Raw genomic sequence first — 23,158 nt, 5'->3', positions numbered from 1 at the left:
ATCGGTCTTTTTGTATGCGTCACAATTTGGATATTATTCGATCGACGCCATGACTTGTTCCAACGTTTCGGCTGCCAGCAGACAAGTCGGCAGACATTTTTCTTCTGTTGTGTGATGCATCGGCCGTACATCTTTACAATCCACTGCGCCGAGGCGATTTTTGAAATCCTGTACACAGGACTGCACGATCCGGTTCATGTTCGGCGTTGCATGGGCACGCTGTTTTACCACTTTTTTTGAAATGGCCGCCACACTGCCGACCAGAGCACCGCAGACCATGCCTGAATACATGCCGGCTCCAAAACCGCCCATGGTTTTCATATCGTCATCTGTCATTCCCAATTGATAGTAATCGTTCGCTGCCCGCAGCAGCGTCTCGGCACAGTTATAATCGCTCGTATAATAATGTGTTACGTAGTCTTTTAATGTTTCCATGTTCTCCACCTCCACTTTCAGTATCATAGCATACCCACTATAAAAATGAAAAAAGTACTTGCAATATACCCAATAGGGGTATATATTGTTTTCGTGATCTAAATACCCCCAAGGGGTATAAGGAGGAGAAATGATGAATGATGCAATTTTAGAAGTAAAAAATCTGAAAAAACAATACCAGACGAAAAACGGCATCGTGGATGCAGTCAAAGGTATATCCTTTCAAGTACACCGTGGTGAAATATTCGGTTTTCTCGGTGCTAACGGTGCCGGTAAATCGACCACGATCAATATGGTCACGACCCAGCTGCTGCCAAATGGCGGACAGATCATTTATGATGGCGAGGACCTGACCAACGATGTGGCTGCCATCCGCCGCAAGATCGGCGTGGTTGCCCAGCACAACAATCTAGAGCGCAGCCTGACAGCGGAAGAAAATTTATACTTTCACGGGTTGTACTTCGGCATGGATAAGAAATTGATCCGTGAACGTTCGGAAGAACTGCTGAAAAAATTCGGCTTGTGGGATCGTCGGAAAGACTTTGTGAAAAGTTATTCCGGCGGGATGGCACAGCGTCTGAAGATCGCACGTGCGATGCTGCATCAGCCGGAAATCCTGTTTCTTGATGAACCGACGACCGGACTGGATCCGAATTACCGGAATATCCTTTGGGATCAGATGCTGAAAATGAACAAAGAAGGAACGACGATTTTTCTGACCACCCATTACATGGAAGAAGTCGAAAACTTCTGCGAACATGTTGCCATCATGAAAAAGGGCGAGATGCTCGCGTACGGCACAGTTGATGAACTAGAAAAGAAGACGAATACCCATTCACTGAATGATGTATTCTTGGCGCTGACCAACCGCGATGGTGTGGACGATCGACAAAGCGCAAACGAGGAGGAATAGATTATGGATGAAAAGAAACTGACAAGAAAAGCCTTTTGGGCGATGGTACAGCGTGATCTGCTCGTACAATGGCGGGATAAATGGGAATTCGTGTTCCGTGTGGCCATGCTTCCGTTTATCTTAATTCTTGTATATGGATATATGCTTCCGACGGTCGGTATCCTGCCGGCGGATTTCCCGACACATATGTTCTGCGGTATGATCGGCATGTCCATGTTGATCACGGGGATCCACGGAACGGCCGTTCCTGTTTCGATGGATTTCCACAACCTGAGAGAAATCGAAGACCGACTGCTGGCACCGGTTTCCTCACGCACCGTTGCATATGTCAAAATGTTTGTCGGTATTCTTGAATCGTTTATCGGCGGACTGATCGTTCTGCCGATCTCACTGATCCTTATGGGTTCGAAAATTTCCATTCAGATGGATGCTTCTATGATCCCCGTGCTGATCCTGGTGCTGATCCTGACCGCTATGGCTTCGGCCGCGCTCGGTCTGCTGGTGGGTACGATCATCAAGCCTTCGCAGGTGGCTGCCATGTTCCCGGGCTTTTTGATGCCCGTGGTCTTCCTGGGAGCGATCTTCTATACTTGGCATCAGATGTCGCCGCTGCCGGTGATGCAGGGAATTATTTTGATCGATCCGCTGACTTGGATCAATGAAGCCATCCGTGCTGTGATGACTCCGCAGATCACCAGTCTGCCGCTTTCGCTTACGATGATCGGTATCATCGTCTGGATCGTTGTCATGGGCATCATTGCCTTAAAACGTTTTGACCGGATGGTCTACAACAAGTAATTTTACCGCTTCGCATCTGCGAAGCTTTTTTTTAAAAAAAACGGTCCCTTTCGGAACCGCAGGAAGAAGAATTATGCATTCTTGGTGGCTATGATATTGACACCGGTACCGGCAACGTTTTCCACTAAAACATCACCAATCTTGATCGGTGCTTTGACCGTAACACCTTTGAGTGCTTTGACACAATCAAAGATCTTATCTTTCGGGATATCGTGCTCGGTCTTGCACGAAACCATATTCGTTAAATCACTGCCCGTGACACGCACCGTACTGGTGACGATCCGGGTCGGGTTGGTCACTTCTTTGCGTGCGTAGATATCACCGCGCTTGCACGTGTTGCCCGTTACGCTGAGGATCTCGCTGCCTTCCATTTCTACAGTGATGGAGCATCCCATCGGACAGCCGATACATGTTAAATGTTTTGTTTCCATGATTATTTCTCCTCCAGACAAATCGTAATTTTCTGCAAATCATATTTTGCCAACAATTGTTTCTTTTGTAAAATGACCTGTTCCATTTCACCCGGCGCCATGATCTGACGCGGACGATGCTGGATGCGTTCATCATTCAAATAAACCGAAATGAAATGATTCTTATAGACACCGCCGACACGGAATCGAACCGTCAGCAAGTCATCCATGCATTCTGGACGAATCGTAACAGGAACCGTGTAACGAACACCGTCTTTGGCTTCGACCGGAACAACTTTCGCATTTTTATTTTCCTGATTATGAATGTATTTCACCGCATTCTTGCCGGCTGTTGTGGCTTCCTGAGAAACGAAGTCGACCAGATCATGCACATGCAGGACGTTGCCGCAGGCAAAGACACCGTCAATGTTGGTTTCCAGACTTTCGTTGACTTTCGGACCGCGGGTGATCGGGTTCATTTCAACACCGGCATCCTTGGACAGTTCGTTTTCCGGGATCAAACCAACGGACAGCAGCAGGGTATCGCAGCTGTAATGCTCTTCGGTGCCTGGAATTGGTTTGCCATGGTTATCCACTTCGGCAATTGTGACACCTTCGACACGCTCTTTGCCTTCGATATCCACAACGGTATGGCTTAATTTCAAAGGAATACCGAAATCATCCAGACACTGAACGATGTTTCGTTTCAAACCGCCTGAATACGGCATCAACTCAGCTACGACTTTGACCTTGGCACCTTCCAAAGTCATACGGCGTGCCATGATCAATCCGATATCACCGGAACCTAAGATCACGACTTCACGGCCTGGCATGAATCCTTCAATATTGACCAGGCGCTGTGCGGTACCAGCGGAATAAATACCTGCCGGACGATAGCCTGGAATATTTAAGGCACCGCGCGGACGTTCCCGGCATCCCATCGCCAGGATGATCGCTTTGGCCTGGATCTGGAACATTCCGTCGTTACGATTCATAGCAGTCACGACTTTCTGTTCAGAAATATCCATGACCATGGTATGCAGACGATATTCAATGTTTAAATCTTTGACTTTTTCAATAAAACGATTGGCGTATTCCGGACCGGTCAGCTCTTCGTTGAACGTATGCAGACCAAATCCATTATGGATGCACTGGTTCAGGATTCCGCCCAGTTGATTATCACGTTCCAAAATCAAGATGGAATCTTCGCCGGCTTCTTTGGCAGCTGCGGCAGCGGCTAATCCGGCCGGGCCTCCGCCGATGATCACAAGATTATAGTTTTCCATTGTTCTTTCCTCCTACCAACGATCCTTATTGGTGCCTACGATGAAGCGGCTCTTTCCGCCGGCTTTCGTCACGTTTTCCATATTGATATCTGCTACTTCACGGCTCAGAATTTCCATGACACGCGGCGAGCAGAATCCTGCCTGACAGCGGCCCATTCCTGCACGGGTACGACGCTTGATCGCATCCAGACTGCGTGCCGGGATCGGACGATGGATCGCATCGACGATCTCGCCTTCCGAAACCATTTCACAGCGGCAGATGATATTGCCGTATTTCGGATCTTTCTTGATCAATTCATTTCTTTCTTCGATCGACAGCGTCGAAGCTTTGACGATGCCTTTACGTGTTGCTTTAAAGTTGGCTTTTTCACTTAAGTTCAGCTTGTCTCTCAGCATATCGGCAATCATTTTACCAACGGCCGGGCTGGCAGATAATCCCGGCGAAGCCATGCCGGCGCAGTCGAAGAATCCTGGTGCATCCTTGACTTCTTCAATGATGAAATCACCGTGTTCTTCATGTGCCCGCAGACCGGCAAATGAAGTGATCACGTCACGCAGCGGCAGATTTTTAACTGTGCGGCCGGATTTTTGTCCGACTTCCTGCAGACCATCGTAGGTGGTGTTGACGCCTTCTTTGTTTTCGATGTCCAGTGCGGTCGGGCCGACCAATAAGTTGCCGTGGACCGTCGGAGTGACCAGAACGCCTTTTCCCATCTTGGTCGGCTGTGCGAAGATCGTATGGGAAACGTGCTGTCCGGCACTTTTATCTAATAAGTAGTATTCTCCTTTACGCGGTATGATCGTCATTTTCTTTTCGCTGACCATATTGTGGAAACGGTCTGCATATACACCGGCTGCATTGACAACGCATTTTGTTTCAATGTCGCCGCGATCGGTCTTGACGAGATAGCCGTTTTCGGTTTTTTCAATGTTTTCAACCGTTGTTTCCAGTTTGAATTCCACACCGTTTTCGACGGCGTTTTCTGCCAAAGCGATGGTCAGTTCAAACGGGCAGACGATGCCGGCTGTCGGGGCATATAAAGCTGCCACTGCATCATCGGAAATGTTCGGTTCCATTTTTCTTAATTCATCTTGTTCCACGATCCGTAGATCCGGGACACCGTTTTTCTTGCCGCGTTCCAGCAGCATTTCCAGACCGCCGCGTTCTTTTTCATCAGTGCAGACGACAAACGAACCAATTCGTTTGAACGGGATGTCCAGATCCTCTGATAATTTTGTCATCATCTGATTGCCTTCGACATTCAGCTTCGCCATCAACGATCCTTCTTTGGCATCGTATCCGGCATGAATAATGGCACTGTTAGCTTTGGATGTTCCCTCACATACATCGTCAGCGCGTTCAACCACGCAGGCGGATACATTATAGCGGGATAACTCTCTGGCTGCAGCACATCCGGAAACTCCGGCGCCGATAATCACAACATCATACATTGTGTTCTTCCTCCTTGATGCCCGAAAAAAAGAGAATATACACTCATAGCCTTGGTTTGAACTACGAATGCATATTCTCTTGTCTCAAGCATTCTATTTAATTTTTACACCCTTATCATAATCAGCTGTCCCAGAAAAGTCAAGAGGAAATGTCCCATTTATATGAAATTTATTCCTACATGAACCAAATCGATTGATTGGTCGTCGAGACGGCGATCACACCGTTTTTCAGCGCATTGATCACATCTTCCTTTTCTGTGATCAGGCCGCCGGCCATGACCGGCACTTCGGAAATGGACGTGATCTTCCGGAAGAGTTTTGGGACGATGACGCCGGGCAGGACCTCGATCAGATCCGGATGCACTTTGGTTTTTGTCTGTTTTTCGATGTTCTTCAGTGCCAGACTGTCCAGCACAAAATAACGATGAATGGTGTATAAGCAGACCTTTTTGCCGTAAACGATCAAATTGTGTTTGGTCGTGATGATGCCGTCGGCATGGGCCACATTCTTGATGTAGTCGATCGCGGCTTCATCGCTGCTCAGTCCCGCGATCAGATCCACATGGACGATGGCTAGCCGTCCGCTTTCACGGACCTGACGTACGATCGTCGGCAGGGAACATAAATCCCCATATAATATAAAGACCACACCGACATCTGTTGTCAGACAAAGTTTCAGACCCTCATCGTTTTTGACTGATGCGATGATCGGGTTCTCTTCGATTCTTTCAATAAACGCATTTTTCACATTTCTCACCTGTCTGTATTGTAACATATCACCTTTTTTGTTTCACCCGATGCGGATCGTCAGAAAGCAGCGTATAAAAAAGAAAAAAGCAGGCGACAAGCGGGATTAAATCCGTTATATTGATGGCAGAAGGAGTCGGAAGAATGAACAATTTATCGCTTACTGCACAATATATCAATACATTGGGTGCCTTCTGCGGTGTGCGTGATGTGGATGAACTGTCCCAAAGTGCACTGCAGCAGAAATATGGCTTTCATCAGGCGGATGTCATGGTCTTGTTTGGGGGCTCGATCTTATGCGGCGGTGATGTATTGGCACAAGCCATCCAACGACAGGGAGCCAAGAAATATATTCTGGTCGGCGGGGCCGGCCATACGACCGAGACCCTGCGCCGTCGCATGCACGCTGAATGCCCGGACATTGAAACCGACGGCCGGTCGGAAGCCGAGATCTTCGAAGCCTATCTGGAAGCGCGTTATCAAGTAAAGGCCGATGCATTGGAAACAGAGTCGACCAACTGCGGCAATAATATTACGTATTTCCTGCGCCTCATCGATGAAAAGCACATTCCGTGCCGCTCTGTCATCTTTATGCAGGATGCGACCATGCAGCGCCGGATGGCAGCGACCCTGCACCGGTACCGCAAGGAAATTCAGGTCATCAACTACGCAGCCTATCAGGCTGAAGTGATCGCGGATCAAGGAAAACTGACGTACGCGAAGCCGATCTGGGGCATGTGGGACATGAAACGGTATGTCAGTCTGCTGTTGGGGGAGATCGTTCGTCTGCGTGATGATGAAAACGGCTATGGTCCGCACGGCAAGAATTTCATCGCTCATATCGATATTCCAGAAAATGTATGGAATGCATTCGAAGCATTGAAAACGGAACATGTCGATTGGATCCGGGAAGCCGATCCAGCCTTTGCCTCTAAAAAATAAAATTGTGCTGCATATGAAAATGCAGCACTTTTTCCTTATAATAATCATAAACAGATTAATCGAAAGGAGGAAAAATATGAAGTATGCGATTCTTGGGGCAGGCGGCGTCGGCGGCTGCCTGGCAGCTTATTTACAACAGGCCGGAAAGGAAGTCACGCTGTATGCGCGCGGTGCGCATTTGGAAGTCATCCGCCGCAGCGGTCTTTATGTGGAACAAAGCACGAAGCCATCTTTTACGGCCCAGGTGCACGCGATCCCTGTCGGCGAGGAAACGACAAATCCCGATGTGATCTTTGTCTGCGTGAAAGGATACTCTCTGGCCGAAGTCCTGCCGGATCTGCAGCGCATCAGCACGGCAAAGACCATTGTGATCCCGATCTTGAATATTTACGGTACGGGCGGCCGGCTGCAGAAAGAACTGGCAGCCGATGTGCTGGACGGCTGTGTCTATATTGCGGGCGAACGGACGGCACCAGGCCGGCTGTTGATGAAAGGCGACATCTTTACGGTGGTCTTCGGACATCGCGACCATACGGTCAATGCGGCTTTACAGACGATTGCCGATGATTTAGAAGACAGCGGTATTCATGCGGTCTTATCCACACAGGTTCAGAAAGATACGTATGAGAAATATACCTATATTTCTCCGGCAGCAACATGCGGTTTATTTTATCATGCGACAGCTGGCATGATGCAGAAAGACGGAGAAATTCGTGAGACGTTCAAGACCTTGGTGAAGGAAACGGAACAACTGGCTGCTGCCATGGGCATCGCTCTGGATCACGACATGGTCCAGAAGAATCTGGCCATTCTTGATTCTCTGGCACCGGAAGCCTCGACATCAATGCAGCGGGATATCGCACAGGGCCGCCGTTCCGAAATCGAAGGCCTGGTATATGAACCAGTCCGTCTGGCAGAAAAGTTCGGCATTACGCTGCCGACTTATCAAAAGATTGCTGACCGCATTGCGCTGAAAGGCCAATAGGGACCGATCAAGCGAGCAAAAAGAAGAAGAATGTAGCACTCTGATGTTGACTGTGCTAAAGAATTGTTGTATATTAGCAAGGTAAGTAAAGGAGTGCTAAATATGGGTAGAAAAAAACAGTTTAAATCGGAATCCAAACGTTTGTTGGATTTAATGGTCAATTCAATTTACACACATAAAGAGATCTTTTTACGCGAGCTGGTTTCCAATGCCAGTGATGCGATCGATAAATATTATTTTGAAAATGCCGGTCATGTCGATACGACGTCGCTGCAGATTCGTTTGACGCCGAATAAAGACGACCGGGCCCTGACGATCACCGATAATGGTATCGGTATGACCGAAAAGGAACTGGAAGAAAACCTTGGTACGATTGCCAAGTCCGGTTCACTGGCATTCAAAGAGGAAATGGATAAAAAAGACAAAGGCGAAAACAGCGATGTAGATATCATCGGTCAGTTCGGTGTCGGTTTTTATTCGGCCTTTATGGTTGCCAAAGATGTCACGGTCATTTCCAAGTCCGATGCGGAAGAAACTGCGCATCGTTGGGAAAGCAAGGGAGATGACGGCTACACGATTTCTGAAGACCCAAGTACCGAACGCGGCACGAAGATCATCCTGACGTTGAAAGACGATACGGATCAGGATCAATATTCTGAGTATCTGGAAACTTATACGTTGGAGAATCTGATCAAGAAATACTCCGATTACATCCGTTACCCGATCAAGATGGAAGTTGAGACACAAAAGCCGATCCCAGGTACGGATAAAGACGAAGACGGTAAGGACAAAGCACCGGAATATGAAACCGTGGTCGAGGATAAAACATTGAACTCGATGGTGCCATTGTGGAAACGTCAGAAGTCAAAGATCACCCAGGAAGAATACAATCAATTTTATAAGGATCATTTCTTTGATTATGAAGATCCGCAGCGCGTCATTCATTTTTCTGTGGAAGGCAATGTCAGCTTCACGGCTTTGCTTTATATCCCGGCCCGCGTACCGCAGGGATTCTATAACCAGGACTATAAGAAAGGCCTGCAGCTGTACAGCCGCGGCGTCTTCATCATGGACCATGCCGAAGATCTGCTGCCGGACTATTTACGCTTTGTGAAAGGTCTCGTCGATTCGCAGGATCTGTCGTTGAACATTTCTCGTGAAATGCTCCAGCACGATCATCAGCTGAAGCTGATCGCGTCCCGGATCGAGAAGAAGGTCCTTTCGGAACTGGAGTCGATGCTGAAAGACGAACGGGAAGAATATGAGAAATTCTATCGTAATTTCGGTTTAGATATTAAATTCGGCGTCTATAACAACTATGGTATGGACAAAGAAAAACTGCAGGATCTGCTGCTGTTCTATACATCCAATGAACAGAAACTGTCAACGCTGGATGAATATGTCAGCCGGATGAAAGAAGACCAGAAAGAAATCTACTACATTTCCGGTCAGGATATTGCGCAGATCGATAAACTGCCGATCGTACAGACGCTGAAGAAAAAAGACTATGAAGTTCTGTACTTGACGGAAAATGTCGATGAATTTGTCATGAGCACATTGGGCACTTATAAAGAGAAAACATTCAAGAATGCCGGTCAGGGCGAGCTGGATCTGGACAGCGATGAAGAAAAAGAAGAGCTGAAGAATACCAGCGAAGCCAATAAAGATCTGATCGACTTCATCAAGGAGTCGTTAGGCGATAAGGTGGCCGATGTCAAACTGACCAATAAGCTGAGTGACGATCCGGTGGATCTGAGTGCCGGGGAAGGCGTTTCCTTTGAGATGGAGAAAGTCTTTGCGAACATGCCGCAGGGCAGCAATCCATTCCCGATGAAAGCACAGCGTATTTTAGAGATCAACCCGAATCATCCGATTTTCGAAACGTTGAAAAAACTGTATGACACCGATAAGGATAAGGTCAAAGAAGTGGCTGATGTATTGTATGATCAGGCACTGTTGATCGAAGGATTTGAAATTGAGGATCCGATCGCTTACAGCCGCAAGATCTGTGAACTGTTGGTCAACCAAAATCAGTAATGAATTTCCCTCGCAGGCCGCGGGGGATTTTTTTCGTTGTCGGGTTGATCGGAATTGCCTATAATGGTACTATGAATGTCGTTTTTGATATCGGAAATGTGCTGTGCACATTTGATCCGGATACATTTTTACCGCAGTTGATCAAAGATCCCGACTGTATCCAGGCGCTGAAAAAATTTTATTTCCGCGGCCTCTGGAAAGAATATGACCGCGGGTATATCCAACCATCCGACTTAATAAGGATGGGATGCAAAGAATATCCGCAGTATGAGCAGCAGATCCGCACGCTGGTCCGGCATTGGGTGGAATATGTGATCCCGATCCCCACAAGCATGGCATTGATGGAGGATCTTCAGAAGCAGGGCATACCAATGTATATTCTTTCCAATATTCCCGAGGATCAGTATCTTTATGCGCTGCATCATCGGGCCTATATGAAACGAATCAAAGGCGGTGTGTTTTCCTATCAGGAAAAAGTGATCAAACCGGAGCGGAAGATTTATCAGATCTTATTGGATCGATATGATCTGAAACCGTCGTCCTGTCTGTTCATCGACGATCGTAAAGAGAATATTGCGGCTGCGGCTGCGCTCGGTTTTGAAACGATACATTGCACCGATGTGCGCCGGATGCCGGATCAAGTCAGGGAGAAACTACATGAAATGCAAAGTCAGTAAACAATGCGGCGGCTGCACCTATTTAAATATGCCGGAAAAGCAGCAGGCACAGATCAAACAGGAACAGGTCGAGCAGCTCGCTGCCCAGTACCATATCAAAGCCCGGATCGGCGATGTGCATATGGCAGCCCATCCGCTGCATTATCGCAATAAAGTCATCGTCGGTTTTGCGAAGCAGAAAGGAACCATTGTTTCCGGTCTGTATGCGAAACATTCCCATCGCGTCGTTCCGTATGATCAATGTGTCCTGCAGCCGGAGATCGTCAACGAAATTATCGCGGCCATTACTAAAATGGTGCAGTCGATGAAGATCGAGCTATACAATGAGAAAACCGGCACCGGCGTACTGCGTCATGTGATGATCCGCTGGGCGCATGCGACCGGTGAGATCATGGTCGTATTCGTCACGGGTTCGTCGATGTTCCCATCACGTAAAAATATGGTTCGGGCATTGACAAAGCAGTTTCCGCAGATCAAGACCATTCTGCAGGAAGTCAACGGCCGAAATACCAGCGTCGTCATGGAACGGGAGCCGATGGTCCTGTACGGAAACGGCACGATCACGGATTTGTTGTGCGGTCTGAAGCTGCGCTATTCGGCGACCGCGTTCTACCAAATTCATTCGGAACAATGTGAAGCATTGTATGACATGGCGCGCAAAATGGCCGATCTGCATCCGCGCGACACTTTGTTGGATACATACTGCGGCATCGGGTCGATCGGACTGACATTGGCTTCTTCATGCGGTCATGTGGTCGGTGTGGAACAAAATGCCAGAGCGTTGAAAGATGCGGCCTACAACGCCCAAAGCAACGGCATTGAAAATATTGAATTTGTGCCGATGGATGCCACTGCATTTATGAAAGAGGCAGCCAAGTATCAGCAGCACTTCAATGTGATCGTGCTGGATCCGCCGCGGGCGGGCACGACCCGTGATTTTATTCAGGCAGCCGTTTCGCTCAAGCCGCGCCGGATCGTTTACATCTCCTGCAATCTGGAAACATTGATGCGGGATCTGAAGCGGTTTAAGAAAAGCGGGTATGAAACCCGGAAGATCGAGCTGTATGATTTGTTCCCATATTCGGAACACGTGGAAGGAATCTGCGTGCTGGAAAAGAAGTATTATAATCAAGCGGCAAGCCGGAAAAAAGCTGAGGCGCGCAAGTCGTTTGAAGCAAAGAAAATCAAGGAGCGCAAACAGCGCAGACGGTCAAAATGACCGTCTTTTTTTTCGCCAAAACAGTGAAATTTTCGTATATAAGCACGGTCAGCCGAAAACGGTTACAATTCATCAGAATTTGGCAAATTTCGTTTTGCCCCACAAAATCGGCCTTTTTTATCGAAAAAATGGCTGATAAATATGTGAAATTGTCAAAAAATTTGACCTTCATCCCAAAAATAGTGTAACCTAACGACCATGTGAGAGAAAAAGGGGGCTTTACATGAATCGAATCACAAAAACAATGTTCTCGGCAGCTATGATGATGAGCGTCACAACACCTGTCATGGCATCGGAAACAACGCCGAATGAAAACGTCTATTCAGTGGCATACAAAGACAAAAACGATTTGAACAATGCCTTCAAAAAAGTATATAGTTCAGAAATCGGTAATATGAAATATATCACAACTTCCTCCCAAGGGATGAAGTATGAATCGGATGCATATCAGATCACGGTCAAGGGACTGGATCTGAACAAAGAAGGCACCCAGACCATCAAGATGGAACTGGAAAACAAGAATACAAATAAGATTTCCAAAGCCGGCTCGACCGTGAATGCGAAGACAGCAACGGTAAATGTCAAAGATCAAACGGCACCTACCTTTTCTGGTAAAACGACGATCGATACCGTCAAGGGAACAACAGTCAATTTGGAGGATGCCGTAAAGGCAGAGGACAATAAAGACGGAAAAGTTTCGGTTTCCTTCTCCGGCGATGTCGACTATAACAAGCTTGGTTCTTATCAAGTAACTGCCACGGCAAAGGATAAGGCTGGTAACGAAACCAGTGAAAAAATTACGGTCAACGTAAACAATGATTCGTATTATGAATCGATTGCGCAGGCTGCTCTGGCGCAGGTCGGGGTCAATCAGGACTGTACGATGTTGGTGACCAATTCTTTGAAGGCCGTCGGTATTGAATTCCACGGCTGGCCGGAAGATTACCTGTCATTGGGCGATCTTACGACAGATCCAGTGCCGGGCGATATCGTTGTTTATCAAGGTCATGTCGCCGTCTATATCGGCAACGGACAAGCGGTCCACGGCGGCTGGAACGGAACCACAACGGTCGTATCCAGCGTGGAATGTTCCAACACGTTGATCGGATATGTTCACGTACGAAAAGCTTAAGCGATGCACAGGCACCGCTTTTTTTATGTATAATGAATATATGAAACCAAATATCATTGCGCTGGATATTGACGGTACGCTGACGGATTCCGCGAAGCAAATTCCGCCGAAAACGCGCCATATTTTAATGAAAGCCCAGAAAGAAGGCTGCCGGATCGTGCTTGCTTCCGGCCGGACGATCCCGGCCCTGCGCCGTTTTGCGGAAGATCTGCATCTGGATGAACACCATGGGATCCTTGTTGCTTATAACGGCGGCATGGCCGTGGATGTGCAGACGGGGGAAGTATTGTTTGACCGGCCGCTGCAGCGATCCCAAAGCAAGTCTGTCCTGGAACATATGAAAAAGTTCAATGTTTACCCGATGATCGACCGGGGCGATTATATGTACGTCAACAATGTTTATGCGCCGCCGATCCATGTCGACGGCACCGAATTCAATGTGGTCGAATATGAAGCACGCGGCGGGAATTTCCTGCTTTGTGAAGTCAAAGATCTGGCTGCCTTTGCGGATTTTCCGATCCGCAAGATCCTGACGGCCGGGGAACCGGATTATTTGCTTGCACATTACCAGGAAATGCAGGCACCGTTTGTGGATTCTTTGAGCTGTATGTTTACGGCGGATTTTTATTTTGAATTTACTGCCAAAGGTGTCGATAAAGCAGCGGCGATCCGGGCTGCTTTACAGAAGATCAGTCAGAAAAAGCTGACTGTTGCGGCATTCGGCGATTCGCAGAATGACATCTCCATGATCGAGATGGCGGATCTCGGGGTCGCAATGGGCAATGCGAATGCGGCAGTTAAGGCAGCAGCTGACCGGATCACGCTTTCCAATGATGAAGAAGGCGTTTATGAAACTTTGAAAGACTACTTTGCTTGATTGACAAAGAAGGAAGAGTATGCTAATTTAATAGTGGTTAGATAAAACTAACTCATTGAACACATTGACTTTGACATGATTGTTTATGTTCTCCTTTAAACGTGTCTTAGGACATCTCCCTATTGTGTTCATTGTATAAAGCTGTATATCCGCGCATTTTTCACCATTTACTCTTCGGATGTACAGGCGAAAAGAGACCGGGATCCATCCTTAAATTTTGATCAGAAATACCCTTTACAGCCATGGAATAACCGTGGCTCTTTTCGTATAAAAAAACATTGACATACAAGTTAGACAATGCTAACTTATAGGTAGTTAGAATAAACTAACCAGGAGGGAAAAGAAATGAAATATGTTTATGCATCACGCACTGGCAATGTAGAGACGTTGATCGGCAAGCTGGGTTTGGATGCGCTGCGCATTGAGGACGGCAGTGAACAGGTTTCGGATGATTATATCTTGTTTACGTACACCGACGGTTTTGGTGAAGTGCCGGCTGAGGTCGAAACGTTTTTGATGGCCAATAGTATGAATCTGCGCGGCGTGATCGTCAGCGGCAGCCAGGATTATGGCGAAGCGTATTGTAAAGCCGGGGATGTCATTGCGGAAACATACGATGTTCCATGCCTGTATAAAGTCGAAAATGACGGCACACAGGAAGATGTCGATGCGATCCGTGATATCCTGAGTAAATGCCAATAAATGGCCTTCTATTTCAAGAGCATCTGATTCAATACAGCGCCTGCACATTGGGGCATATGAAAACCGGAAGTCTCTTTCGGATATTAAAGTCTGAAATACCAAACTATGAGGAATGCATGCGATATTTCTGTGATCTATGTACTCCATTTGGTTATCGCATCATGATACTGAAAGAAACAAATGCGTTTTGTTTAATTTATGTTTATGACCGCATGAAACTTGAACATATGCTTTCGAATGCGGCCATTCAGAATTTTTTATCGACGTTTGGATATGAAGATTTTACGGTTCCCGGGGCCTTGCACCATCTGAAACGGAGCATGCAGGAAGAAGAATTTCCGCATGAAGTCGGCATCTTTTTAGGATATCCGCTCCAGGATGTCCGCGCATTTTTATCACCTGAAAGAAATCAAAAATATCTGTTGGTCGGATATTGGAAAGTCTACAGCCGGCTTCGATCGAATCAGAAAAAATTTTACCGTTATGATTGTCTGAATCGAACCATGCAGCGAAAAGCCGCCGCCGGTGCCTCCATGGAATCAATATTGGAAAGTATGAACCCAAGATAAGCCGTGTCACCGCGGCTCTTTTCGTGTCTTTTTCCCTGCGAACATGTATAATGGAAAACAAAGGAGAAGAAAATATGATCAAGGAAGGAAAAGAAAATAAAATTGAACACATCGTCCTGCCGGATATGACTGCAGCGGCGATGCGCAGCGGCGATGCCGATGTGCTGTCGACCCCGATTTTATCGGCTTGGATGGAAGAAGCAGCCTGGACCATGGTTGCTGAAGATCTTGAATCAAATCAGACCACGGTCGGCATGCGGATGGAACTTGACCACATTGCGGCTACACCAGTCGGCATGCATGTGACCTGCACGGCTGTATTGGCCAAAGTCAAAGGCCGCGTGCTGACCTTTACGATCGAAGCATACGATGATAAAGAACAAATCGGCAAAGCGACCCATCTGCGCTGCATTGTCGACCGTGAAAAATTCAATCATAAGGCACAAATAAAAATGACCGAAAGCGGCAATCCGGCAAAACCGCAGGGCAAAGCGGGGGAAGAAATGCTGGAGCGCATGAACCGGAGCCATTATGAAATGACCGGCTGGGCACTGGATCATATGGAATGGAATCCAAAAGATAAGGTGCTGGATATTGGCTGCGGCGGCGGTATGACTTTGAAACGCTTGAAAGAAGCGATGCCTGATGCAGCCCTGTACGGCATTGATTATTCGAAAACATCGGTGGATACGGCCCGTGCATTGAATGCGGATCATCCAGATATCCAGATCGAACAGGCATCGGTCGAAAAGCTGCCGTTTGAAAATGATACGTTCGATAAGATCGTGACGGTCGAAAGTTTCTATTTCTGGCCGGACCCGGCACAAAATCTGCATGAAGCCGTGCGTGTGCTGAAACCGAGCGGTACGTTGATGATCGCGGCAGAAATCTATGGCGATGCTTCTTTAAGTGAAGAAGAGAAAGCAAATGTGGAAAAATATCATTTGTTTAATCCAACGAAAGAAGAATATAAAAAGATTTTTCATGATGCAGGATTGTCCTGTCGGATCGATACATACCACAACTGGATTTGTGTAACGGGCACCAAAGCCGAAGACTGAATGATGATAAGCCAAGGCTAACCAAAACGGGTTGAATCGCCCATTTTAAATCGATATACTTGTAATATAGAAAATTAAAGGAGGAAGTCACATGGCTGTAAAAATCGATAAAGATACTTGCATCGGATGCGGTGCTTGTGTAGGAGGATGCCCGGTTGGAGCATTGTCTATGGATGACGAAGGCAAATCCCAGTGCGATGAAGGAACTTGCATTGACTGCGGTTCTTGCGTAGGAACTTGCCCGGTCAGCGCTATTACTCAATAATAACGTATGGAACGCTGCGGCGTTCCTTTTTTTTTTGGCAAAGAAAAAGTGCCGCTTGGCACTTAAATGTGATGTTCTTGTTTTAATCGGATAAACAACGGTGTCAGCAGACAGCCTAATATAATACTGGCAGCGGCCTGTACAAAATTGCCAGGCACCGCAACCAACGCCATGGCTGCCGACTGATTGACCATCCAGTCCGCAAAGAAATATCCTACGATCATCCAGCCGCCGGCAATGATGTAAGCGGCCCAAGCTTTTTTCAGCTTTTGAAACAGCACACAGGCCAGCAGCCCTTCGATGCCTTTGACCAATAAAGTAAAGATCGCATAATAAGAGTAGCCGCCGATCACATCCGCCATTGCCGAGCCGATGCCGCCGATCAAAAAGGCCGCAAATGGATCGACGATCGCCGCAAACACAAAGATCATCGTATCGCCGACATTTACGTATCCATTGACGCTGTTCGGAATTCGGATCACTAGAGTCGCTGCAGCGACAAGCGCGATCCCCAAAGCTGTGAGGGTAATTTTTCTTGTTTCTGTCATAATTTAATCATAGTCACATTTATTTCGTTTGTAAAGTTTTCAGTTTTGCCCGGAACGTGATCTTGCGCGGCGTGGCCATCGTATCGAACTGGATCAAATACGCTTTCGTGTCTTCATCCGTTTCCAGGATCGTGCCTTCGCCGAAGACCGGATGCACGATCCGCGTCCCCTTGGCATAAATAACACGCTGGGCATCTTCCAGCAGGCGCTGTTCCTGCCGGCCGATGTAGGCATTGGCTTCTTTCAGCAGTTTTTCAGAAGGCCGCCGAGTATATTCCATGAGCTGCGGATCGATCTCCAGCAGGAAACGCGACGGATACCGGAACGAGTGATCCAGATTTTTTCCTTCGGCTTCGCTGAGCAGTAAATACTGCTGCGCTCTTGTCATGGCGACAAAAGCCAGCCGGCGTTCTTCTTCCATTGCCTGCAGGGTACGAGTCTTCTTGGAAGGGAAGATGCCTTCATTCAGGGAGCAGAGGAAGACCACAGGAAATTCCAGACCTTTGGCCGTGTGCACGGTCATCAGTTTGATGCGGTCCTGCCGGTCATCCAAATCCGAATTCGAAAAGAGCGCCGCATGCCGCAGATAATGTTCGGCAGAAGTTTCCTCGCCGATCGTTGTTTCATATTCGAACACCGACTGTTTGAGCTCCGCTAAATTATCCAGCCGGTCCTGACTGCCTTCGGTCCTCAGCATGCGTTCGTAACCGGAGCGGTTCATCAAATCGGCCAGCACCTCGGAAACTGGGCGCCGGTCATATTCGGCATGGAAAGCATCCATCAGTTCGATGAATTCATGGGCCTTGGTGCGCCGGAAGGAATCGGTGCCCGCCAGCTGTTTCAGAGCCTCATACAAGGAGATCGAATGGGTGTCGGCATAGGTGCGCAAGGTTTCCATGCGGGTCTTGCCGATGTTGCGCTTCGGTACGTTAAGAATACGCGCGATGGAAAGATCATCCAGATAGACGGCTGCCCGCAGATAGCTGAGCGCATCTTTGATTTCGCGGCGTTCGAAAAACGGCATGCCGCTGTAGATCATATACGGGATTTTTTCCTTGATCAGCACTTCTTCCAGACTGCGCGTCACATAATGTGCCCGATAAAGGATCGCTATATCGCGATAATGCATGCCATGTTCCAGACGCCGCCGGATCTGACTGACGATCCATTGGGCTTGTTTTTCTTCCGAAGCGGCGTGGTGTGCCAGCACCGGTGCTCCGGGACCGACCATTGACTCCAGATTCTTTTCGATGCGGGTGCGGTTGTGCCGGATCAAATCGTTGCATACATTCAAGATCTGCGGGGTAGAACGATAGTTCTGTGTCATCAGGATCGTCTTGGTGCCGGGGAAATCCTTGTCAAAATCCAGCAGAAATTTGACATTGGCCCCGCGCCAGGTATAGATCGTCTGGTCCGGATCGCCGACCACAAATAAATTCTTATGATAACCGGCCAGGACCCGCATCAAATCGTACTGCAGCTGATCGATGTCCTGGAATTCGTCGATCATGATATATTCCAGCCGCTCCTGCCATTTCAGACGAATGGCATCATTTTGTTCAAAAATATACAACGTGAATTTGATCAAATCATTGTAATCCAGGCCGAAGCATTTCTTTTCCTGATAGAGATAGCCATAGAAAATGATATCCATCGGCTCTTCGGCTGCCAAATATTTTTGGTGAAGGGTTTCCAGATCCATGTTGATCATATCGATGTAATACTGCGGCCGGTTGAAGATTTTCTCGATTTCGATCCGATCCCTGGCCTGCGCAAAGGTCATATCCTGCAGCGTCAGACCGCGTTCTTCGTAAATGATGCCAAGCATCTGATCAATGTCGCCGTTGTCCAGGACCATGAATTGTTTTGGATAAGAAACGGCATGGGCATCTTCCTGAAGGACCGAGACGCAGAAGCCGTGGAACGTGCTCACATAGCCGGTATCGTTATCGCCGGTCAATTGGTGAATGCGCCGGCGCATTTCGTTGGCGGCCTTGTTGGTGAACGTAACACAGAGAATGCGGCCGGGCAGGATGCCTAGATCGTTGACCAGATAGGCAAAACGATGCGACAAGGCCCGGGTCTTGCCGGATCCGGCACCGGCAATGACGCGTACGTAGCCTTCGGTGGTCATTACGGCCTGGGTCTGTGCGGCATTGAGAGTTTCTTCCATGAAAGTCTCCTTTCTATAAAAAAAAACAGGGAAACATCCCTGTTACGATTTAAAGCATTTCAGTACGTCTTTGGACTTGCCCAGCACATAGAGCGACTGTCCTTTCCGGAGAATCGTATCAGGAGTGACGTACATATTCAGTTCGTTGTTGGTTTTGACGGCCAGAATATTCATCTGGTATTTATGACGGATATTCAAGGTACCGACCGTTTTGCCGTTCCAGGCTTCCGGGACAGATACTTCGAAGATCGCAAAACCGTTGGCGATGTTGAAGGAATCAAACACAGAATCCGAACTGTAGCGCAGCGCTGTCCAGTTGGCCACTTGTTTTTCCGGGTAGATGACGACATCAGCCCCGTTGCGGTAAAGCAGTTTCTCCTGTACGTCCCGGCACGCTCTGGCAATGATCTTCTTGGCGCCCAATTCCTTTAAGATCAATGTCGTGATCAGCGAGCTTTCAAAGTTATTGGAGATCGTGACGATGCAGACATCGAATGTGTCCACACCTAAGGTGCTCAAAAACTCTTCGTCGGTACTGTCGCCGATCAAAGCGTTGGTGACATAAGGAAGTACTTTTTCAATGTTTTCTTCTTCAATATCAATGGCCATGATCTGATGGTCCAGTTCATTTAATTTTGTCGCCAGATGGAAGCCGAAGCGTCCGATCCCGATCAATAAAAATGATTTCATATCTCTATCCTCCTAACCGACATTGACATTCTCTACCGGCAGCGCTTTGGTGTAGCGGCTGCGGAATGTCAGCGCATATGCCAGCGTCAGACCGCCGACCCGTCCGAAATACATCAATAAGATCAAGATGATCTTTGAAGCGGCACCGATCTTGGTGGTGATGCCCAATGTCAACCCGACTGTTCCGATGGCTGAGGCGGTTTCAAAGAGACAGCTGACAATATCGATATTTTCGATCCGGCTGATCAGCATGCCGCAGACCAGGAACAAAACAATATATAAAGTAAAGATGCAGATCGCATTCTGAATGGATTCGTTCGAAATACGGCGGCGGAAAATATGCGGATGATCCTGATGGAAGGCCGCATAGACACAGGCGAGAATGACCACAAATGTCGTTGTTTTCATACCGCCGGCAGTCGATCCCGGACTGCCGCCGATCAGCATCATCGAGATCATCGTCATTTTTCCGGTGCCGGTCAGCGTGCTCAGATCCGTTGTATTGAATCCGGCCGTACGCAGCGTCACGGACTGGAAAAAGGAAACAAGCACCCGCGTGCCGCCTGACAAATCACTGTATTCTCCGAAATAAAAATAAACAGCCGGCCCTACGATCAGGAAGAACGTCGTCAGCAGGACGATTTTCGTCTGCAGGTTGTATTTGGAAATGTGCTGTTTTTTATCCAGGACATCTTTCCAGACGACGAAACCCAAACCGCCTAAGACGATCAATGCCATGATCACGATGTTGATGATGGGATTGCCCGCATAGGCCGTCAGTGACTCATAATGGCCGTAAACGTCAAAGCCGGCATTACAGAAAGCGGAAATGGAATGGAAAATGCTCATCCAAATGCCTTGTAAAATGCCGCGCTCGGAGATATAAATCGGAGCCATCAGCACGGCTCCTAATACTTCCAATGTAATGGCGCCGTGGAAAATAAACCGCGTCAGCTGGACGATATTGTCCAGGCGCGGGCTGGAAATTGCATCCTGCATGGTCTTACGTTGGACCAGGCCGGCATTTTTCCCGATGCGCGATACGATCAATACGGCCATCGTAATGACGCCCATGCCGCCGACCTGGATCAGACAAAGGATGACCAGCTGTCCGAACCACGACCAGTACGTTGCTGTATCGCGGACGATCAGTCCGGTCACGCACGTTGCAGAAGTGGCGGTGAAGATCGAATCAATAAACGGCGTCCATACGTGCTGCCGGGAAGAGATTGGCAGCGACAGCAGGATTCCGCCGGCTAGGATCATCAGGAAAAAGCTCAACACGATCAAACGGAAAGACGAAGAATATCTTCTATGATTCATAATTGACCCTTCTCATTAATTTTACACTTGGCTATTTTATCATTCAAGGATGAAAAGATAAAGTATAACTATCTTTTATCCGGAATCATGAAAAAAATCACAGAATTTTACAAGATTCCATGAAAAATTTCGATTTGGGGTGACATTTTGGATTTTCAGTTTATAATAATACTATACGAATTGAAAGCAATTGAGGGACCTTGTATGAATGATAATGAAGAACTGTACGAAGAATTTGAAGACCAGGATGCGGATATCAAAGAAAAAGAAGCTTTGATCGAAGAAGCGGAAAAATTAAAAGATATCGATGACTGGAATGAGTTAGCACCGCGTGTCAATGATCTGCAGCGGGCATGGCGCCGGATCCATTATTGGGAATCCGGTTATGAAGACGAACTGAAAGAAAAGTTCGATGCGATCATGGATACGTTCTACGATAAAAAACGGGAAGCAGATCAGGCCGGAGAACAGATCAAGGAAGATCTGATCAAAAAGGCCGAAGAAGTGTCTCAGTCGGAAGACTGGAAAAATGCGACGCAGCAGATGAAAGATCTGATGACGCAGTGGAAAGCAGCTCCGCGTTTGGGACGCCGGAAAGACGACGAATTGTGGAACCGTTTCAACGCCGCCCGTCAGACATTCTATACGCGCAAACACGAGCACTGGGAAGATATGAAAGAACATTTCGAAGATGCCCGGGAAGCAAAAGAAAAGCTGATCGTGGAAGCCGAAGCGCTGAAGGATTCGGAAGAATGGCAGAAGGCCGGCAACCAGTTCAAAGATTTGATGACACGCTGGAAGGAAGCCGGCAATGCCGGACGCGAATACGAAGATGATCTGTGGGAGCGTTTCAACGGCGCCCGCCAGCACTTCTATCAGCGCCGCAATGCCTTCTATGAAGAACTGCATAAAACGCAGGATGCCAACTATCAGGCAAAACAGGAACTGATCGAAAAAGCAAAAGCCATTGAAGCAACGAAAGATTATTCCCGTGAAAACACTCAGACCATGAAAGATTTTGGTGTGCAGTGGAAGGAAATCGGTTCGTGCGGCCGGGCACGTGAGAACGAAATTTGGAACTCGTTCCGCAGTGTCATGGATGATTACTTTGACGGTCTGAAAGAACTGAACGCCAAGAAACATGAAGAATGGAAAGAGCGGATGGCCAATACCATCGACCGCAAAAAATACGATATCGAAAACGAAAAGCGCCGGATCAGCCGCCTGGAGGAAGACCTGCGCGGACTGAACAGCCAGAGCCGCATGGATGAAATTGAAGATGAAATCGATGAGGCGGAAGAAGAGATCCATCAGCTGGAAGATGAAATTGCCGATATCGAAAGCAAAATTAGTGAAGAATAAGCGCAGAATGCGCTTTTTCTTTGCCCTGTCATCTTGATTTACGCGCTGAAATTCCGTAACATGAGGGTGAGAGGAAGACAGTATGGACCATCAAACCCGAGAAAAACAGGGAGCATCGGGAATGCGCATTCATGCAGATTCACAGGATCTGAAGAAAGCGTCGGATACGTTCAGGCTTCTGGCCTGTTTATTGTTGGTGATCGCCGTCATTGCGGGGATCATTCAAAGAACGCAGCCGGCCAAAGCGCTGATCGTGATGCTGCCATGGTTGTTTATTGCCCTGATTTGTGAAGATCGGAAAAATCGATTACGCCGGAAATCAGCAGAGGCTGCTAAGCGGGAAAAACGCTGCCGAGACTATCTGCCGGTGCTGGCAAAGCAGGATCCCTGTCCGCTGTCCGCATTGGGCGACGATCCGGAAACAATACGACAGGACTTGACATACGCGCTGCGCCATCAGTGGCTGGCCTATGGTGAGTTCGATGAGACAGGGCAGTGGTTTTTTCAAAGCGAGAAAACAAAAAAGAAGTCAGATTAATTCTGGCTTTTTCTTTT

Annotated in this window: 24 protein-coding genes; 15 read left to right on the top strand and 9 right to left on the bottom strand. The window is 47.8% G+C overall.

Annotated elements, in window-relative coordinates; genetic code table 11:
* Positions 1-33 precede the first annotated feature (33 nt).
* Positions 34-435 (bottom strand): C-GCAxxG-C-C family protein, encoded by a 402-nt coding sequence (locus HNQ47_RS01555; protein WP_183326838.1) that lies wholly within the window; start codon positions 433-435, stop codon positions 34-36.
* A 133-nt stretch (positions 436-568) separates the two neighbouring features.
* Here HNQ47_RS01555 and HNQ47_RS01550 point away from each other — a divergent pair, with 133 nt between their 5' ends.
* Together HNQ47_RS01550 and HNQ47_RS01545 are read left to right on the top strand one after the other, a co-directional pair.
* A complete protein-coding gene (locus HNQ47_RS01550) occupies positions 569-1,348 on the top strand; it encodes an ABC transporter ATP-binding protein (protein WP_183326836.1) in 780 nt (259 codons plus the stop codon).
* A gap of 3 nt (positions 1,349-1,351) precedes the next feature.
* Positions 1,352-2,146 carry an ABC transporter permease gene (locus HNQ47_RS01545; protein ID WP_183326834.1) on the top strand — a complete coding sequence of 265 codons (795 nt, stop codon included), beginning with the start codon at positions 1,352-1,354 and terminating at the stop codon, positions 2,144-2,146.
* 71 nt (positions 2,147-2,217) lie between these two features.
* Here HNQ47_RS01545 and HNQ47_RS01540 read toward each other — a convergent pair whose 3' ends face one another.
* The 4 genes from HNQ47_RS01540 to HNQ47_RS01525 all read right to left on the bottom strand — a co-directional run bounded on the left by HNQ47_RS01540 (position 2,218) and on the right by HNQ47_RS01525 (position 6,051).
* The gene (locus tag HNQ47_RS01540; RefSeq protein ID WP_183326832.1) at positions 2,218-2,577 is read right to left on the bottom strand and encodes a DUF1667 domain-containing protein; all 360 of its coding nucleotides are present in this window, start codon (positions 2,575-2,577) and stop codon (positions 2,218-2,220) included.
* Positions 2,578-2,579: 2 nt separating this feature from the next.
* On the bottom strand, positions 2,580-3,842 hold the full coding sequence (locus HNQ47_RS01535; protein WP_183326830.1) for an NAD(P)/FAD-dependent oxidoreductase: 1,263 nt from the start codon (positions 3,840-3,842) through the stop codon (positions 2,580-2,582).
* Positions 3,843-3,854: 12 nt separating this feature from the next.
* Positions 3,855-5,294 carry an NAD(P)/FAD-dependent oxidoreductase gene (locus HNQ47_RS01530; protein ID WP_183326827.1) on the bottom strand — a complete coding sequence of 480 codons (1,440 nt, stop codon included), beginning with the start codon at positions 5,292-5,294 and terminating at the stop codon, positions 3,855-3,857.
* A 175-nt stretch (positions 5,295-5,469) separates the two neighbouring features.
* Positions 5,470-6,051, bottom strand: coding sequence for a glycerol-3-phosphate responsive antiterminator (locus HNQ47_RS01525; RefSeq protein ID WP_221247925.1), 582 nt, complete (start codon positions 6,049-6,051; stop codon positions 5,470-5,472).
* Positions 6,052-6,185: 134 nt separating this feature from the next.
* Between HNQ47_RS01525 and HNQ47_RS01520 the strand changes: the two genes are divergently transcribed.
* From HNQ47_RS01520 to HNQ47_RS01470, 11 genes are all read left to right on the top strand, one after another.
* On the top strand, positions 6,186-6,983 hold the full coding sequence (locus HNQ47_RS01520) for an ElyC/SanA/YdcF family protein (RefSeq protein WP_183326823.1): 798 nt from the start codon (positions 6,186-6,188) through the stop codon (positions 6,981-6,983).
* A gap of 76 nt (positions 6,984-7,059) precedes the next feature.
* The gene (locus HNQ47_RS01515; RefSeq protein ID WP_183326821.1) at positions 7,060-7,968 is read left to right on the top strand and encodes a ketopantoate reductase family protein; all 909 of its coding nucleotides are present in this window, start codon (positions 7,060-7,062) and stop codon (positions 7,966-7,968) included.
* Between the two features lie 102 nt (positions 7,969-8,070).
* Positions 8,071-10,005 (top strand): molecular chaperone HtpG, encoded by a 1,935-nt coding sequence (gene htpG, locus HNQ47_RS01510; RefSeq protein WP_183326819.1) that lies wholly within the window; start codon positions 8,071-8,073, stop codon positions 10,003-10,005.
* Between the two features lie 71 nt (positions 10,006-10,076).
* Positions 10,077-10,682, top strand: a complete 606-nt coding sequence (locus HNQ47_RS01505) for an HAD family hydrolase (protein WP_183326817.1) — start codon at positions 10,077-10,079, stop codon at positions 10,680-10,682.
* Entirely contained in the window at positions 10,663-11,901 is a 1,239-nt protein-coding gene (rlmD, locus tag HNQ47_RS01500) for a 23S rRNA (uracil(1939)-C(5))-methyltransferase RlmD (RefSeq protein ID WP_183326815.1), read from the top strand. The genes HNQ47_RS01505 and rlmD overlap by 20 nt, the downstream gene beginning before the upstream one ends.
* Positions 11,902-12,124: 223 nt before the next feature.
* Entirely contained in the window at positions 12,125-13,033 is a 909-nt protein-coding gene (locus tag HNQ47_RS01495) for an immunoglobulin-like domain-containing protein (RefSeq protein WP_183326813.1), read from the top strand.
* Positions 13,034-13,073: 40 nt separating this feature from the next.
* Entirely contained in the window at positions 13,074-13,910 is an 837-nt protein-coding gene (locus HNQ47_RS01490; protein ID WP_183326811.1) for a Cof-type HAD-IIB family hydrolase, read from the top strand.
* A 345-nt stretch (positions 13,911-14,255) separates the two neighbouring features.
* Complete coding sequence (gene nrdI / locus HNQ47_RS01485; RefSeq protein ID WP_183326809.1) at positions 14,256-14,612, top strand: class Ib ribonucleoside-diphosphate reductase assembly flavoprotein NrdI; 357 nt, start codon at positions 14,256-14,258, stop codon at positions 14,610-14,612.
* The gene (locus tag HNQ47_RS01480) at positions 14,603-15,181 is read left to right on the top strand and encodes a DUF3793 family protein (protein WP_281378152.1); all 579 of its coding nucleotides are present in this window, start codon (positions 14,603-14,605) and stop codon (positions 15,179-15,181) included. Before nrdI ends, HNQ47_RS01480 begins: the two co-directional genes overlap by 10 nt.
* 74 nt (positions 15,182-15,255) lie before the next feature.
* Positions 15,256-16,242 carry a thioesterase, FlK family gene (locus tag HNQ47_RS01475; protein ID WP_183326805.1) on the top strand — a complete coding sequence of 329 codons (987 nt, stop codon included), beginning with the start codon at positions 15,256-15,258 and terminating at the stop codon, positions 16,240-16,242.
* 91 nt (positions 16,243-16,333) lie between these two features.
* The gene (locus HNQ47_RS01470) at positions 16,334-16,507 is read left to right on the top strand and encodes a 4Fe-4S binding protein (RefSeq protein ID WP_183326803.1); all 174 of its coding nucleotides are present in this window, start codon (positions 16,334-16,336) and stop codon (positions 16,505-16,507) included.
* 62 nt (positions 16,508-16,569) lie between these two features.
* Here the strand turns inward: HNQ47_RS01470 and HNQ47_RS01465 are convergent, their stop codons facing one another.
* Genes HNQ47_RS01465 through HNQ47_RS01450 form a run of 4 tightly spaced genes read right to left on the bottom strand, consistent with a single transcriptional unit; the run spans position 16,570 to position 21,241 of the window.
* On the bottom strand, positions 16,570-17,055 hold the full coding sequence (locus HNQ47_RS01465; RefSeq protein ID WP_183326801.1) for an ECF transporter S component: 486 nt from the start codon (positions 17,053-17,055) through the stop codon (positions 16,570-16,572).
* A gap of 19 nt (positions 17,056-17,074) precedes the next feature.
* Positions 17,075-19,228: an ATP-dependent helicase gene (locus HNQ47_RS01460; protein WP_183326799.1), complete on the bottom strand. Its 2,154-nt coding sequence runs from the start codon at positions 19,226-19,228 to the stop codon at positions 17,075-17,077.
* Positions 19,229-19,270: 42 nt separating this feature from the next.
* Entirely contained in the window at positions 19,271-19,918 is a 648-nt protein-coding gene (locus HNQ47_RS01455; protein WP_183326797.1) for a potassium channel family protein, read from the bottom strand.
* Between the two features lie 12 nt (positions 19,919-19,930).
* On the bottom strand, positions 19,931-21,241 hold the full coding sequence (locus tag HNQ47_RS01450; protein WP_183326796.1) for a TrkH family potassium uptake protein: 1,311 nt from the start codon (positions 21,239-21,241) through the stop codon (positions 19,931-19,933).
* Positions 21,242-21,445: 204 nt separating this feature from the next.
* Between HNQ47_RS01450 and HNQ47_RS01445 the strand changes: the two genes are divergently transcribed.
* Together HNQ47_RS01445 and HNQ47_RS01440 are read left to right on the top strand one after the other, a co-directional pair.
* Entirely contained in the window at positions 21,446-22,603 is a 1,158-nt protein-coding gene (locus HNQ47_RS01445; protein WP_183326793.1) for a DUF349 domain-containing protein, read from the top strand.
* Between the two features lie 82 nt (positions 22,604-22,685).
* Positions 22,686-23,141 carry a hypothetical protein gene (locus HNQ47_RS01440; RefSeq protein WP_183326792.1) on the top strand — a complete coding sequence of 152 codons (456 nt, stop codon included), beginning with the start codon at positions 22,686-22,688 and terminating at the stop codon, positions 23,139-23,141.
* Positions 23,142-23,158 lie beyond the last annotated feature (17 nt).

Origin of the sequence: Catenisphaera adipataccumulans (assembly GCF_014202755.1) — a bacterium.
Classification (GTDB): domain Bacteria; phylum Bacillota_I; class Bacilli_A; order Erysipelotrichales; family Erysipelotrichaceae; genus Catenisphaera; species Catenisphaera adipataccumulans.
The sequence above is the reverse complement of the archived record's forward strand: the minus strand, read 5'-3'. Positions and strand labels throughout refer to the sequence as shown.

Bases quoted from the DNA above. Each gene is read 5' to 3' on its own strand.
- HNQ47_RS01555 (WP_183326838.1), bottom strand. From the start codon at position 435: ATGGAAACATTAAAAGACTACGTAACACATTATTATACGAGCGATTAT.
- HNQ47_RS01550 (WP_183326836.1), top strand. From the start codon at position 569: ATGAATGATGCAATTTTAGAAGTAAAAAATCTGAAAAAACAATACCAG.
- HNQ47_RS01545 (WP_183326834.1), top strand. From the start codon at position 1,352: ATGGATGAAAAGAAACTGACAAGAAAAGCCTTTTGGGCGATGGTACAG.
- HNQ47_RS01540 (WP_183326832.1), bottom strand. From the start codon at position 2,577: ATGGAAACAAAACATTTAACATGTATCGGCTGTCCGATGGGATGCTCC.
- HNQ47_RS01535 (WP_183326830.1), bottom strand. From the start codon at position 3,842: ATGGAAAACTATAATCTTGTGATCATCGGCGGAGGCCCGGCCGGATTA.
- HNQ47_RS01530 (WP_183326827.1), bottom strand. From the start codon at position 5,294: ATGTATGATGTTGTGATTATCGGCGCCGGAGTTTCCGGATGTGCTGCA.
- HNQ47_RS01520 (WP_183326823.1), top strand. From the start codon at position 6,186: ATGAACAATTTATCGCTTACTGCACAATATATCAATACATTGGGTGCC.
- HNQ47_RS01515 (WP_183326821.1), top strand. From the start codon at position 7,060: ATGAAGTATGCGATTCTTGGGGCAGGCGGCGTCGGCGGCTGCCTGGCA.
- htpG (WP_183326819.1), top strand. From the start codon at position 8,071: ATGGGTAGAAAAAAACAGTTTAAATCGGAATCCAAACGTTTGTTGGAT.
- HNQ47_RS01505 (WP_183326817.1), top strand. From the start codon at position 10,077: ATGAATGTCGTTTTTGATATCGGAAATGTGCTGTGCACATTTGATCCG.
- rlmD (WP_183326815.1), top strand. From the start codon at position 10,663: ATGAAATGCAAAGTCAGTAAACAATGCGGCGGCTGCACCTATTTAAAT.
- HNQ47_RS01495 (WP_183326813.1), top strand. From the start codon at position 12,125: ATGAATCGAATCACAAAAACAATGTTCTCGGCAGCTATGATGATGAGC.
- HNQ47_RS01490 (WP_183326811.1), top strand. From the start codon at position 13,074: ATGAAACCAAATATCATTGCGCTGGATATTGACGGTACGCTGACGGAT.
- nrdI (WP_183326809.1), top strand. From the start codon at position 14,256: ATGAAATATGTTTATGCATCACGCACTGGCAATGTAGAGACGTTGATC.
- HNQ47_RS01480 (WP_281378152.1), top strand. From the start codon at position 14,603: ATGCCAATAAATGGCCTTCTATTTCAAGAGCATCTGATTCAATACAGC.
- HNQ47_RS01475 (WP_183326805.1), top strand. From the start codon at position 15,256: ATGATCAAGGAAGGAAAAGAAAATAAAATTGAACACATCGTCCTGCCG.
- HNQ47_RS01470 (WP_183326803.1), top strand. From the start codon at position 16,334: ATGGCTGTAAAAATCGATAAAGATACTTGCATCGGATGCGGTGCTTGT.
- HNQ47_RS01465 (WP_183326801.1), bottom strand. From the start codon at position 17,055: ATGACAGAAACAAGAAAAATTACCCTCACAGCTTTGGGGATCGCGCTT.
- HNQ47_RS01460 (WP_183326799.1), bottom strand. From the start codon at position 19,228: ATGGAAGAAACTCTCAATGCCGCACAGACCCAGGCCGTAATGACCACC.
- HNQ47_RS01455 (WP_183326797.1), bottom strand. From the start codon at position 19,918: ATGAAATCATTTTTATTGATCGGGATCGGACGCTTCGGCTTCCATCTG.
- HNQ47_RS01450 (WP_183326796.1), bottom strand. From the start codon at position 21,241: ATGAATCATAGAAGATATTCTTCGTCTTTCCGTTTGATCGTGTTGAGC.
- HNQ47_RS01445 (WP_183326793.1), top strand. From the start codon at position 21,446: ATGAATGATAATGAAGAACTGTACGAAGAATTTGAAGACCAGGATGCG.
- HNQ47_RS01440 (WP_183326792.1), top strand. From the start codon at position 22,686: ATGGACCATCAAACCCGAGAAAAACAGGGAGCATCGGGAATGCGCATT.